At 69.2% G+C, this 13,528-nt stretch carries 14 protein-coding genes; 8 read left to right on the plus strand and 6 right to left on the minus strand.

Annotation, left to right across the window (positions count from 1 at the left end):
• Positions 1-497 precede the first annotated feature (497 nt).
• Positions 498-1,001, plus strand: coding sequence for a hypothetical protein (locus BCO18175_RS26470; RefSeq protein ID WP_011353505.1), 504 nt, complete (start codon positions 498-500; stop codon positions 999-1,001).
• 201 nt (positions 1,002-1,202) lie between these two features.
• Entirely contained in the window at positions 1,203-2,228 is a 1,026-nt protein-coding gene (locus BCO18175_RS26475) for an XdhC family protein (RefSeq protein WP_174918226.1), read from the plus strand.
• A gap of 110 nt (positions 2,229-2,338) precedes the next feature.
• Here BCO18175_RS26475 and BCO18175_RS26480 read toward each other — a convergent pair whose 3' ends face one another.
• The 6 genes from BCO18175_RS26480 to fliE form a co-directional block, all read right to left on the minus strand.
• Positions 2,339-3,073, minus strand: coding sequence for a PepSY-associated TM helix domain-containing protein (locus tag BCO18175_RS26480; RefSeq protein ID WP_085041894.1), 735 nt, complete (start codon positions 3,071-3,073; stop codon positions 2,339-2,341).
• 270 nt (positions 3,074-3,343) lie between these two features.
• Positions 3,344-3,661, minus strand: coding sequence for an EscU/YscU/HrcU family type III secretion system export apparatus switch protein (locus BCO18175_RS26485; RefSeq protein ID WP_174918228.1), 318 nt, complete (start codon positions 3,659-3,661; stop codon positions 3,344-3,346).
• Positions 3,658-5,019 carry a flagellar hook-length control protein FliK gene (gene fliK, locus BCO18175_RS26490; RefSeq protein WP_174985508.1) on the minus strand — a complete coding sequence of 454 codons (1,362 nt, stop codon included), beginning with the start codon at positions 5,017-5,019 and terminating at the stop codon, positions 3,658-3,660. Before fliK ends, BCO18175_RS26485 begins: the two co-directional genes overlap by 4 nt.
• 127 nt (positions 5,020-5,146) lie before the next feature.
• A complete protein-coding gene (locus BCO18175_RS26495) occupies positions 5,147-5,479 on the minus strand; it encodes a flagellar protein FliT (RefSeq protein ID WP_039354754.1) in 333 nt (110 codons plus the stop codon).
• Complete coding sequence (gene fliS, locus BCO18175_RS26500; protein ID WP_174985510.1) at positions 5,476-5,910, minus strand: flagellar export chaperone FliS; 435 nt, start codon at positions 5,908-5,910, stop codon at positions 5,476-5,478. The genes BCO18175_RS26495 and fliS overlap by 4 nt, the downstream gene beginning before the upstream one ends.
• A 192-nt stretch (positions 5,911-6,102) precedes the next feature.
• On the minus strand, positions 6,103-6,447 hold the full coding sequence (fliE, locus tag BCO18175_RS26505) for a flagellar hook-basal body complex protein FliE (protein WP_059232946.1): 345 nt from the start codon (positions 6,445-6,447) through the stop codon (positions 6,103-6,105).
• 249 nt (positions 6,448-6,696) lie between these two features.
• Between fliE and fliF the strand changes: the two genes are divergently transcribed.
• Genes fliF through BCO18175_RS26535 form a run of 6 tightly spaced genes read left to right on the plus strand, consistent with a single transcriptional unit; the run spans position 6,697 to position 13,526 of the window.
• Positions 6,697-8,460: a flagellar basal-body MS-ring/collar protein FliF gene (gene fliF / locus BCO18175_RS26510; RefSeq protein WP_174985512.1), complete on the plus strand. Its 1,764-nt coding sequence runs from the start codon at positions 6,697-6,699 to the stop codon at positions 8,458-8,460.
• Positions 8,450-9,445, plus strand: coding sequence for a flagellar motor switch protein FliG (fliG, locus tag BCO18175_RS26515; protein ID WP_069249110.1), 996 nt, complete (start codon positions 8,450-8,452; stop codon positions 9,443-9,445). The genes fliF and fliG overlap by 11 nt, the downstream gene beginning before the upstream one ends.
• Positions 9,438-10,121, plus strand: coding sequence for a flagellar assembly protein FliH (gene fliH, locus BCO18175_RS26520; protein ID WP_166897623.1), 684 nt, complete (start codon positions 9,438-9,440; stop codon positions 10,119-10,121). Before fliG ends, fliH begins: the two co-directional genes overlap by 8 nt.
• Before the next feature lie 32 nt (positions 10,122-10,153).
• Positions 10,154-11,680, plus strand: coding sequence for a flagellar protein export ATPase FliI (fliI, locus tag BCO18175_RS26525; protein ID WP_438820514.1), 1,527 nt, complete (start codon positions 10,154-10,156; stop codon positions 11,678-11,680).
• A gap of 5 nt (positions 11,681-11,685) precedes the next feature.
• On the plus strand, positions 11,686-12,144 hold the full coding sequence (fliJ, locus tag BCO18175_RS26530; RefSeq protein ID WP_174973558.1) for a flagellar export protein FliJ: 459 nt from the start codon (positions 11,686-11,688) through the stop codon (positions 12,142-12,144).
• A gap of 32 nt (positions 12,145-12,176) precedes the next feature.
• The gene (locus BCO18175_RS26535; RefSeq protein WP_174985516.1) at positions 12,177-13,526 is read left to right on the plus strand and encodes a flagellar hook-length control protein FliK; all 1,350 of its coding nucleotides are present in this window, start codon (positions 12,177-12,179) and stop codon (positions 13,524-13,526) included.
• Positions 13,527-13,528: the final 2 nt, after the last annotated feature.

Consider the following 13,528-nt stretch of genomic DNA (forward strand, 5'->3'; position numbering starts at 1 on the left):
GATACCGGCCCCGCCCCTCCCCGCCCCACCTTCCCCCGTCACGCCGCCGCGTTGCTTTTCCTGCAACGATCCGCGCGTCAATTCCCTTTCTTATTGGCCATTTTTCGAATACCGGTATATTCGATTCCGATCAGCAAATCAATTCAGTTAAAATGTAATGCGATTGAATTGAATATGAATAGCATAAAATAATCGCGCGACCGACATTGAACTCTCGCATCCGCCAAACTAGTATTCAGGTCTGCTGACCGCACACGCCGCCAGCCCATACCAGACGGGGATCGCGCCGCAGCATGAGCGCCGCGCGATGCAATCGATTTCATCGAACCGCATTTCCATCAAGCAGAAATTTATCGCACATTCATAATCGAATTCTCAGCACCTTTTTAATTAACAAATTAAAACCGGATAATCCGGTCGACGGTATTGTATTGCCTCCGTCCGGAGGCATGTCGCTGCACCTGTCCGAAGTTCAACAAGAACCAGAGAGGTCTGTCATGAGCAATACATTGGTCAACGTCACGGCGAAGGTCGAAATCAGCGCGGCCAACCAGACGATCGCGGGGCTCAGGGATTATCAAAGCAAGAACTGGGCGATCGGGCTGAACGGGGATACGCTGGCGCCGGACGGTTTCCTGACGTTCTTCACCGAGCGCAACCTGCCGTTCAGCTACTACGTCCGTGCGCGTGGCGTCTCGGTCGGCGAGCCGAGCGCATACCAGGCGAACATCGAGACCCTGACGCAGCGCATCGCCGCGATTCGCGCGTCGGAGACGAACCAGGTGCAGGCGACGATCCGCGAACTCGAGCTGTACAAGTCGCGGAACTGGGCGATCGGCCTGAACGGCACGACGCTGCAACCGGACAATTTCCTGCCGTTCTTCGGCACCCGCTCCGTGCCGTTCGAGTACTACGTGCGCAGTGGCGGCGTCGAGCTCGGCTCGCCGAATGCGTATGACAACAACATCCGCAACCTGACGCAGTACCTGGGCTCGCTCTGACGTAGTGCCCCGCCGGGCGGATGCGTCCGCCCGGCGACCTGCCAACCGGCCCGGCACGGGCCGCCTTCCTCGCCGCTCCGCCTGTCCCTTCCCCGTTTTGCGCAGTCCCCGCTGCCTGCACGCTTGCCACGGCCGGTTCATAATCGCGCCATCGAACGGCGGCCCGCATCGGCGGTGTCGCCCGGCAACAGGAAGAAGATGATGGAAAGCGTCGATCTCGATGTATTGAAATCCAGCGCGCGCTGGCTCGAAGAAGGGCGCCGCGTGCTGCTCGTGACGGTCGTGAAGACGTGGGGCTCGTCGCCGCGCCCGGAAGGCGCGATGCTCGCGGTACGCGAGGATGGGCTCGTGGTCGGCTCCGTGTCCGGCGGGTGCATCGAGGACGACCTGATCGCCCGCGTGCACGCGAGCGGGATCGCGGCCGACGCGCGCCCGGAAGCGCTCAAGTACGGCGTGACGGCCGAAGAAGCGCACCGCTTCGGGCTGCCGTGCGGCGGCACGATCCAGCTCGTGCTCGAACCGCTCACGCGCGACAGCGGGATTGCCGCACTGTGCGCCGAAGTCGAGGCCGGCCGCCTCGTCACGCGCACGATGACGCTCGCGACGGGCCGCGCATCGCTGTCGCCCGCGCAAGCCGCCGACGGGCTCGCGTTCGACGGCGAGCGGCTCGTGACGATCCACGGGCCGCGCTACCGGATGCTCGTGATCGGTGCCGGCCAGTTGTCGCGCTATCTGTGCCAGATCGCGGTCGGGCTCGACTACCAGGTGACGGTGTGCGATCCGCGCGAGGAATACACGGATGCGTGGGACGTGCCGGGCACGCGCGTCGTGCACACGATGCCCGACGATACGGTGCTCGACATGAACCTCGATGCGCGTTCGGCCGTGATCGCGCTCACGCACGACCCGAAGCTCGACGATCTTGCCCTGATGGAGGCGCTGAAGACGCCCGCGTTCTACGTGGGCGCGCTCGGCTCGCGGCGCAACAACGCGGCGCGGCGCGAACGGTTGCGCGAGTTCGACCTGAACGAAGCGGAACTGGGCCGGCTGCACGGGCCGGCCGGCATCTATATCGGCAGCCGGACGCCGCCGGAAATCGCGATCTCGATTCTCGCCGAGATCACCGCCGCGAAGAACAACGTGTCGCTGCCGACGATCCTGCAGGTCGAGGGCGCGAAAGCCGCGCGCGAGATCGCAGCAAACAGCGGCGCGGCCTGCGGCCTCTGATCGCTACCGACTCCGGCGCGCGATCGCGCCGGGTATGCGTCCGCTACGAGCGAAGCGGACGAAATCAACAACATTGCACGCACCGGCGCCAGGCCGGCGCGTGTCGCCGATCAGGTCAGGCCGGCGGCGAGCGCCGCGGCGACCGAACCGACCACCAGCACGACGCCGACCGTGCGGCGCTTGTTCAGCTCGGTCCATAGCAGCACGCCGGTCAGCGACAGCAGGATCAGCGAGCCGGCAATCGTGTCCATCAGCAGCACCCAGCCGAGATTCATCCCGACGCCGCGATGCAGGTTGTTCAGCGTCGTCAGGAACGTGTTGCCCGTGCGCTTCACCGCGACGTAGCCGTTGCCGACCCAGTATTCGGCCTGCAGGTTCTGATGCGGGCCGAACAGGCCCATCTGCCAGTGCTCCGGCTGCATCACGCGTTTGTCGCCCCACGCCACGGGCTGCGCAGGCTCCTTGCGCATACGGCCCGGCTTGCCGTCGAAATGCAGTTCATGCTGCAGCCACTTCGTCATCGCGGCGGGTGTCTTCGGCGCAGGATCAGGCAATGCGATCTGCATTTCCTCGACCTGCGGCTCGCCGGTCGAAATCTTCAGCGGCGGCGCGCGGTGGTTGAGCAGCACACCCGTCACGCCGAACAACAGCCCGAGCACCGCGCCCCACAGCCCGACCCAGCCGTGCACCTTGCGCAGCCACTTGATGAAGGTTGCGCGGCGCGAACGCTGACGGCGCGCGGCCAGTTCGTCGTCGCTCAGCGGGCGAGCCGCCGGGTGCAGCACGGTGACGCCCGCGCGGGAAGTACCCGTCTTGGGCGGATTGATCGTTTCGGGCGCGTTCACGCGAAAGTTTCCATTCGTTCAAAACAACGGGCGGCGCGCAGAGAGTGCGTGCCGCCCGAGTAACATGAAAATGAGAATGGATATCATTACACAAATCTATCGTCGGCTCAATCCGTTCGGGTACGTAACGGCATGCGCTGCGAGAGAGGAAAGGCGAGCGAAGCGCACACGATGCGCCACGATGCCGACCAATAGGCGAAGAATGCCGGCAGAATGATCCTGCAAGGCCGGGACAGCATTTCGTAATGCAGTCGCGCGATGCCGGGTTATTCAGCGCAATGGCGGCAGCGGAAAGCGCGGTGCGGCATCGTCCGGCGCGGGCTCGGTGCGGTCGAGCGAGTACAGCCACGCGAGCAGATCCGCGACCGCCTGGTAGAGCTGCGGCGGAATCCGGTCGTCAAGGTCGACCTGCATCAGCAGCGACACCATCTCCGGCGCCGTATGCACGTACAACCCCGCATCGTGCGCACGCGCGACGATCATCTCGGCGAGTGCGCCGTAGCCCTTCGCGACCACGCGCGGCGCCGCGTCGCCGCCCTTCGGATCGTAGACGAGCGCGGCCGCGCGCTTGCGGGACGACATGCTCATTGCAGCGCCTCGTCGTCGGTATCCGGCGCACGCGTCGCCGGGCCGCCGGCCGAGGCCGAACCGCGCGCATATGCGGCGGCGGCCGCCTGGGCCGCAAACAGGTCGAAGGCGTCCGGGCCGTCGTCGACCGCGCGGATCGACAGCCCGCCCACCCGCAGCCCCGACACTTCGAGCCGCTGCCGCAGCGCCGCCTCGTGCCGCGTGAGCCGGTCGGCGCCCGTCTGGTTCGCGCGCAACCGCGCGACGAGCTGTGTGCCGTTCAGCACCAGCTCCGCGTCGACCGTGCCGAGCGACGGCAACGTCAGCGTCAGGCGTGTGCGCCAGGCCATACCGTCGCCCGTACTGTCGTCGCCACGCGGCGCGCGGTTGCCGAGATCGTCGGGCTCGATCGTCCAGTCGAGCCGCGCACCGGGCCACGCCTCGCCCGCCCAGCGGAACTGGTCGGTCGCGAGCGCGTCGAGCTGCTGCCTGACGAGCGGCACGGCGGCCGGATGCACGGGCGCAAGCGTCTGCGCCTGGGATTCGGACGACGCGGTGGCCAGCTCGGCCCGCGCGGGTGTCCAGCGCGCATCGGCACGCTCGCCGAGCAGATCGGCCGTATCGGGTGGCAACGACGCGCCCTGCCGCGCGCCTGCCGGCAACGCCTGTGCGGGATCGCGAGCTGGCGCGCCACCCTGGGCCGGCGCACCCGGCTGCGCCGTTGTCCGTGCAGCCGCAGGCAACGGTGGCCGCTGCGCGAGCAGTTCGTCGAGCACATCGGTCGAGCCGTGCTGCGCGGCATCCGGGTCGGCAGGCGCGAGCGCGGCCGCGAGGCGCGCCTGCGGCTCGCGCATCAGCGCCGCGAGCGGACGCTGGCCGGCCAGCCACTGCGCCAGATGGGATTCATAGAAGAGACCGCTTTCACTCACAGCCTGTGTGAGCGCCGCGCGCAGCGCCGCGACCGGCAGGGCCGCGGCCGCTTCGCGCGCCGCCGCGGCGGACGACGCCGCGGCGGAAGCAGGCGTGGAAGATGCAGCCGGATCGGAGGCGGCCGGCGCGCGGGCCGGCGCGGCCGTGTCGGTCAGCAGCACGGTGGGATCGGCCAGCAGCGGCGCGCGACCGGCAATGGCCGGCGTCGAGTCGCCGCCGGCGCGCGAGATCGCGTCGAGCACGCGCCCGACATCGGACAGTGCGGTCTGGGTGGAGGCTGGCGGTGCGGCGGGCGGGCTGCCTGCCGAAGGCGTGGACGGCGCGCCGGTGCCCGGCGTGCCGACCTGCGAGGTCGCGCCGCCGCCGGCGGGCGCCGACACGGTGCCGGTCAGCAGGCTGTCGAGGCGGCTCGCCAACAGCGCGGCCGCAACGGAGTCGATACCGGTCATGATCGGAGCCTGCTCTTAGCCACATCGTTTCGAATCCGGGCACGGCACGCCGGTGCCGTCCGCGGGAACTGCGCGCCTGCCGCAACGGGCTCGTGCGCCCCCGCGCCCGTTTCCCCGGAAACGGGCCCTACCCGCGCGCGCGGTAGAGATCGGTCAATACCTTGGTCGAGCGCCGCGCCTCGAACAGCGCGGACAGCCGCGCGACGTCCGGGCTCGCGAGATCGCGAATCGCGGCGTCGTCGGCCAGGATGCGGCGGATCAGGTCGAGCTTGCGGCCGAGATCCGATTCGTCGAGCACGACGCCCGGATCGGCTTCCTTCAGCCCGTCGACCAACTGCATGAATTCGGCCTGCAACCCCGGCAACGCGCTCCAGTCGGCGCTGCGGGCCGCGCCCAGCATCCTGCCCGACACGGCGGCGAGCGCCTCGTAACGTTCGAAGTATTCGGCCTTGCGATTCATCGTGATGCTTCCACTGCCTGTTGCGCGGCCATCCGCGCGACTTCCGGGGCGATCCCCGTCCATGCTTCCTCGAGCGTCGCGAGCAGTCCGTCGACCTCGACCAGCATCGCGTCGCTCGCCTGCGCGTTCGCTTCCAGCAGACGCCGGCCGATATACGCATACAGCGCGTCCAGCCGCTCCGCGATCTCGCCGCCCGCGTCGCGGTTCAGCGATTCCTTCAACCCGCTCTCGACGATCCGGATCGCCTTGCCGATCGCTTCGCCGCGCGCGGACACATTGCCCTGCTGCAAATGCATGCGCGCCAGCGCAATCGCCTGCCGCGCGCCCTGGTACAGCATCGCGATCAACCGGTGCGGGGAGGCGCCCATCACCCCCGTCTCGACGCCGACACGCGCGTATGCACTGGCTCCAGCGTGTCCTGGGGAAAACATGCGCTTCTCCTTGTTATGCCTTGGCTATACGGGAACCGCCGCCGTGCATCGCACGAAGCGGCCTTCACCGGAGTTATCGGAAGGGATTTGGAAAGCTTTAGGCAAGCCGCGCCCGCCGTCGGGCGCAGTTGAGCCGGCCCACCGGCCGGCCGGGAGACCTTCCCCGCTAGCCTTCCCCGGATAGCCGTACTTTCACACCGACATCTGCATGATGTCGTTGTAAGCGCTCACTAGCTTGTTGCGGACCTGGAGCCCGAACTGGAAGCCGATGTTGGCTTTCTGCATGTCGACCATCACGTCGTTCAACGACACGTTCGGCGCACCGACCTCGAACGCCTTCGCCTCGCCGAGCGCGTGCTGCTGGTCGCCGCTGATCTTGTCGAGCGACGCCTTCATCGCGCTCGCGAACGTGCCGGCCGTCGCCGCGCCCGAGCCGGCCAGCGCCGCCGTCGGGCTCGCGACGCCGCCTGATGCCTGCGCGGCCATCGACTGCATCTGTTGCAACACCGAACCGATTCCGCTGACGTTCGCAGTCATGCTGTCCCCAAAACTGAGCGAAGAGACCCGGACGCACCGGGAGATCCGCCGGCGCCGCACCACGCGCACCATGCCGGATTTCGAAAAAGGATAGCAGCGCGCCGCGCGTCAAAGCCGAGAAAGTACGGGGGAAACCCCGCTCTTTTCGGTCGATCGGAGTCCGGCCCGGGTCACGATAATCGCATCGTGTCATTGTCCGCCCGCTCGTCCGAGCGAGCTCAGTCGTCCCGCTCCGGAGAAACTCGACGCATGGATTCGCAGGCCAACTCGCTGATCAACCCAGACGCCCGCGCGGGCCTCGCCAGCCCGGCGCCCGGCGCCGCCGCGGCCACCGCGTTGCCGGGCGCGGGTGGCGCAGGCGCGGACTTCGGGCTTGGCGGCTTCGCGGAACGCATCCCCGGCATCTCGCGGATGAAGGGCAACCCGAAGCTGCCGTTCCTGATCGCCGTCGCATTCGCGGTCGCCGTGATCACCGCGCTCGTGCTGTGGAGCCGAGCACCCGACTACCGCGTGCTGTACAGCAACCTGTCGGATCGCGACGGCGGCGCGATCATTGCCGCGCTCCAGCAGGCAAACGTTCCCTACAAGTTCGCCGATGCCGGCGGCGCGATCCTCGTGCCGTCGAACCAGGTGCATGAAACGCGCCTGAAGCTCGCCGCGATGGGGCTGCCGAAGGGCGGCTCGGTCGGCTTCGAGCTGATGGACAACCAGAAATTCGGCATCAGCCAGTTCGCCGAGCAGATCAACTACCAGCGCGCGCTCGAAGGCGAGCTGCAGCGCACCATCGAATCGATCAACGCCGTGCGCGGCGCACGCGTGCATCTCGCGATCCCGAAGCCGTCGGTGTTCGTGCGCGACAAGGAAGCGCCGAGCGCGTCGGTGTTCGTCGACCTCTACCCGGGTCGCGTGCTCGACGAGGGCCAGGTTCAGGCAATCACGCGGATGGTGTCGTCCGGCGTGCCCGACATGCCCGCGAAGAACGTGACGATCGTCGACCAGGACGGCAACCTGCTGACCCAGACGGCCTCGGCATCGGGCCTCGACGCCAGCCAGCTCAAGTATGTGCAGCAGGTCGAGCACAACACGCAGAAGCGCATCGACGCGATCCTCGCGCCGATCTTCGGCGCCGGCAACGCGCGCTCGCAGGTCAGCGCCGACCTCGATTTCTCGAAGATCGAGCAGACGTCGGAAAGCTACGGCCCGAACGGCAATCCGCAGCAATCCGCGATCCGCAGCCAGCAGACCAGCAGCGCGACCGAACTCGCGCAGGGCGGCGCGTCGGGCGTGCCGGGCGCGCTGTCGAACACGCCGCCGCAGCCGGCTTCCGCGCCGATCGTCGCCGGCAACGGCCAGAACGCGCCGCAGACGACGCCGGTCAGCGACCGCAAGGACCAGACGACCAACTACGAAGTCGACAAGACGATCCGCCATCTCGAGCAGCCGATGGGCAGCGTGAAGCGGCTGTCGGTCGCGGTCGTCGTCAACTACCAGCCGGTCGCCGACGCGAAGGGCCACGTGACGATGCAGCCGCTGCCGCCCGCGAAGCTCGCGCAGGTCGAACAGCTCGTGAAGGACGCGATGGGCTACGACGAGAAGCGTGGCGACTCGGTGAACGTCGTGAACAGCGCGTTCTCGACCGCGAGCGACCCGTACGCCGACCTGCCGTGGTGGCGCCAGCCCGACATGATCGCAATGGCGAAGGAAGCGGCGAAGTGGCTCGGTATCGCGGCAGCCGCGGCGGCCCTCTACTTCATGTTCGTGCGCCCGGCGATGCGCCGCGCGTTCCCGCCGCCCGAGCCGGTCGCGCCGGCGCTCGCGGCACCTGAAGATCCGGTCGCGCTCGACGGCCTGCCGGCGCCGGAGAAGGCCGAGGAACCCGACTCGCTGCTGCTCGGTTTCGAAAGCGAAAAGAACCGTTACGAACGCAACCTCGACTACGCGCGCACGATCGCCCGCCAGGATCCGAAGATCGTCGCCACCGTCGTGAAGAACTGGGTGTCCGATGAACGCTGAAGGCTTGACCAAGAGCGCGCTCCTGCTGATGTCGATCGGCGAGGAAGAGGCCGCGCAGGTATTCAAGTTCCTCGCGCCGCGCGAGGTCCAGAAGATCGGCGCCGCGATGGCCGCGCTGAAGAACGTCACGCGCGAGCAGGTCGAGGACGTGCTGCACGAATTCGCGAAGGAAGCGGAGCAGCACACCGCGCTGTCGCTCGATTCGAGCGACTACATCCGCTCGGTGCTGACCAAGGCGCTCGGCGAGGACAAGGCCGGCGTGCTGATCGACCGCATCCTGCAGGGCAGCGACACGAGCGGCATCGAGGGCCTGAAGTGGATGGACTCGGCCGCCGTCGCCGAACTGATCAAGAACGAGCATCCGCAGATCATCGCGACGATCCTCGTGCACCTCGACCGCGACCAGGCGTCCGAGATCGCGTCGTGCTTCACCGAGCGGCTGCGCAACGACGTGATCCTGCGGATCGCGACGCTCGACGGCATCCAGCCGGCCGCGCTGCGCGAGCTCGACGACGTGCTGACGGGCCTGCTGTCCGGCAGCGACAACCTGAAGCGCAGCCCGATGGGCGGCATCCGCACCGCGGCCGAGATCCTGAACTTCATGACGAGCGTGCATGAGGAAGGCGTGCTCGAAAGCGTGCGCCAGTACGACGCCGAGCTCGCACAGAAGATCATCGACCAGATGTTCGTGTTCGAGAACCTGCTCGACCTCGAGGACCGCGCGATCCAGATGGTGCTCAAGGAAGTCGAGTCGGAAACGCTGATCATCGCGCTGAAGGGTGCGCCGCCGGCACTGCGCCAGAAGTTCCTCGCGAACATGTCGCAACGCGCGGCCGAACTGCTCGCCGAGGATCTCGACGCGCGCGGCCCGGTGCGCGTGTCCGACGTCGAGACGCAGCAGCGCCGCATCCTGCAGATCGTGCGCAACCTGGCCGAGAGCGGCGCGATCGCGATCGGCGGCAAGGCGGAAGACGCGTATGTCTGATTCGGCGAGCGATCGCGCGGGCACCCTCACCGCCTACCAGCGGTGGGAGATGGCGTCGTTCGACCCGCCGCCGCCCCCGCCGCCGCCCGACGACGCGGCAGCGGCCGCCGCCGCGCTCGCCGAGGAACTGCAGCGCGTGCGCGACGCCGCGCACGCCGAAGGCCATGCGGCCGGCCACGTCGAGGGCCAGGCGCTCGGCTACCAGGCCGGTTTCGAGCAGGGCCGCGAACAGGGTTTCGAGGCCGGCCAGGCCGACGCCCGCGAACAGGCCGCGCAGCTCGCGGCGCTGGCCGCATCGTTCCGCGAGGCCGTGTCGACGGTCGAGCACGATCTTGCCGCCGACATCGCGCAGCTCGCGCTCGACATCGCGCAGCAGGTCGTGCGCCAGCACGTGAAGCATGATCCGGCCGCGCTGGTTGCCGCCGTGCGCGACGTGCTCGCGGCCGAACCCGCGCTGTCCGGCGCGCCGCATCTCGCGGTGAATCCGGCCGACCTGCCCGTCGTCGAAGCCTATCTGCAGGACGATCTCGATACGCTCGGCTGGAACGTGCGCACCGACGCGTCGATCGAGCGCGGCGGCTGCCGCGCGCACGCCGCGACCGGCGAGGTCGATGCGACGCTGCCCACGCGCTGGCAGCGCGTCGCCGCCGCGATCGGCAAGGTGAGCACGTGGTGACGCGGCCGCCCGAGGCGCTCGCGCACGACGGCATGACGCCGCTGGAGCGCGAACTCGCGCTCGCGTCGTTCGGCCCGGACGCCGCGCACGACACCGCTCACGACACAGCACATGACGCAACCCCGCACCGCACCGCCGCAGCAGCCAACGCCGGCGGCGCCGCCCCGCGCGCACCGCACAACCCGCATCTCGCGCACTGGCGCACCCACCTGAACGGGCTCGCCGCGCGCAGCCACCGTGCGCTGCCGCTGCGGCCGTGCGGGCGCCTGACGCGCGCGGCCGGCCTCGTGCTCGAGGCGATCGGGCTACGCCTGTCGGTCGGCGCCGAATGCACGATCGAACTGCCGCCCGGCAGCACGCTGCCGCACGCGGAAGCCGAAGTCGTCGGCTTCGCCGGCGATCGCCTGTTCCTGATGCCGACCACCGACGTCGCGGGCGTGCTGCCCGGCGCGCGCGTGTGGCCGCGCGAGAGCGCGCCCGTCACCGATCCGCTCGCGGGCGCGAAGCGGCTGCCGGTCGGCTGGGAGATGCTCGGGCGCGTCGTCGACGCGTCGGGCCGCCCGCTCGACGGCCTCGGCCCGCTCGCGTCGAAGGTCGACGCGCCGCTGTCGGCGCCGTCGATCAACCCGCTCGAGCGCGAACCGATCCACCACGTGCTCGACGTCGGCGTGCGCGCGATCAACGCGCTGCTCACCGTCGGCCGCGGGCAGCGGATGGGCCTGTTCGCGGGCTCCGGCGTCGGCAAGTCGGTGCTGCTCGGCACGATGGCGCGCTACACGAGCGCGGAAGTGATCGTGATCGGTCTGATCGGCGAACGCGGCCGCGAAGTGAAGGAATTCATCGAACAGATCCTCGGCGAGGACGGGCTCGCGCGCTCGGTCGTCGTCGCGGCGCCGGCCGACGTGTCGCCGCTGCTGCGGATGCAGGGCGCGGCCTACGCGACGTCGCTCGCCGAGTATTTCCGCGACCAGGGCAAGCACGTGCTGCTGCTGATGGATTCGCTGACCCGCTACGCGATGGCGCAGCGCGAGATCGCGCTGGCGATCGGCGAGCCGCCCGCGACGAAAGGCTACCCGCCGTCGGTGTTCGCGAAGCTGCCCGCGCTCGTCGAGCGCACCGGCAACGGGCCGGAAGGCGGCGGCTCGATCACCGCGTTCTACACGGTGCTGACCGAAGGCGACGACCAGCAGGATCCGATCGCCGATTCGGCGCGCGCGATCCTCGACGGCCACGTCGTGCTGTCACGCGCGCTCGCCGAAGCCGGCCACTATCCGGCAATCGACATCGAGGCGTCGATCAGCCGCGCGATGACCGCGCTGATCGACGAAACGCACCTCGACCACGTCCGGCAGTTCAAGCAGATGCTGTCGCGCTACCAGCGCAATCGCGACCTGATCGCGGTCGGCGCTTACGCGCCCGGCCGCGACGCGCAGCTCGACCGCGCGATCGCGCTCTATCCGCGCATCGAGGCGTTCCTGCAGCAGGGCTTTCGCGAATGCGCGCCGTTCGCGTCGAGCCTCGCCGGGCTCGATGCACTGTTCGACGCTTACGGAGGCTGATCCCGATGGCACACGGCTTTCCCCTTCAGTTGCTGCTCGACCGCGCGCAGGAAGATCTCGACTCCGCCACGAAGCAGCTCGGCACCGCGCAGCGCGACCGCACCGCGGCCGCCGAGCAGCTCGACGCGCTGCTGCGCTACCGCGACGAATACCACGCGCGTTTCTCGCAATCCGCGCAGCACGGGATGCCGGCCGGCAACTGGCGCAATTTCCAGGCGTTCATCGACACGCTCGACGCCGCGATCGCGCAGCAGCGCAGCGTGCTGGCCGCGGCCGAAATCCGCATCGACGAAGCACGCCCGAACTGGCAACAAAAGAAACGCACCGTCGGCTCGTTTGAAATCCTGCAGGCGCGCGGCGTCGCGCAGGAAGCGAAACGCGACGCCCGGCGCGAACAGCGCGACGCCGACGAACACGCCGCGAAGATCCTGCGCATGCGGGCCGACGCGGCCCGTTCGTCGTAACCGACCACCGCATTTCGAACGAGAGAACCGTCATGCCTCCCCTGCCCCTGCTCGGCGCGCTGCTCGACACCGCCGGCACCGCACTCAAGGCCGCCCGCGGCTCGGGTTCGTCCAGCGCCGCCGGCAACGATGCCGCGACCGCGACGAGCGCCGTGCCGTTCGCGCAGACGCTGAAGCAAAGCGTCATCACGCGTCGCGATGCATCGAATTCCGGCGTGCCGGCCACTTCGACGACACAGGTTTCGTCGAAGCCGGCCTCTGGCACGAAGCCATCCGCCACGGATGACGACGACACGACCGACGATACGACCACGAACGCCGCCACCAACCCCGACGCCGCCGCGCTCGCGGCCGCCGCGGCCGTGCAGGCGCAACTGCTGGCGCGCACGGACAACGCGATGCCGGCCGATGCGGCTGCCGCCGCTGCCGCTGCGCAAAAGACGGCCGTGTCCGGCCAGCCCGATGCCACGGCCACGCTGACGGATCACGCGGCAAAGGATGCAGCCGCGGCCACCCAGGCCGCACCGGCGACGAGCCGCGACGCGCTGCAGGAGGCGCTCGCCAAACTGACGGGCGGCTCGGGTGCGATCGCGATGCCCGCGACCGGCACGACGGCGTCCGCACCGGCACCGACCGCATCGACCGGCGCCGCCGCGCCGCTGACACCGAAGGTGCCGACCTTCGACCGCACGCTCGCCGACGCGAAGGGCGCGCTCGCCACCCAGCAAGCGCCGGCGCAAGCCACCGCGCAGGCGCTGCAGGCTGACGCGAACGCACAGTCCGGCGCACAGCACGCGCTCGCGGCAGCCAGCGACGCGACAGACCCGGCGGCCAGCGCGACGCTCGCCGCAGGCGCGACGGCTGCTGCCGCCGCACAGGCGAACCTGCAGCTGTCGCCTGCCGCGGGAGCAATCGCCGCCGCGAACGCGCACGTGCTCGCGCCGCACGTCGGCACCCCGGACTGGACGGATGCGCTGAGCCAGAAGGTCGTGTTCCTGTCGAATGCGCACCAGCAGAGCGCCGAGCTGACGCTCAATCCGGCCGATCTCGGGCCGCTGCAGGTCGTGCTGCGCGTCGCGGACAACAACGCGCACGCGCTGTTCGTGTCGCAGCACCCGCAGGTGCGCGAAGCGGTCGAAGCCGCGCTGCCGAAGCTGCGCGAGGCAATGGAAGCGGGCGGGCTCGGGCTCGGCAGCGCAACCGTCAGCGACGGCGGCTTCGCCTCGCAGCAGCAGAACCCGCAACAGACCTTCGCCGGCGGCCAGTCGTCGCGGCGCGGAAGCGGCGGATCGTCAGCCGCCGATGCACCGCTCGACGTTGCGCAATCCGCACCGGCCGCCGCGAGCGTGAGCCGCGCCGGCCTCGTCGATACGTTTGCCTGAGC

The organism is Burkholderia lata, assembly GCF_902499335.1.
GTDB lineage: Bacteria > Pseudomonadota > Gammaproteobacteria > Burkholderiales > Burkholderiaceae > Burkholderia > Burkholderia lata_B.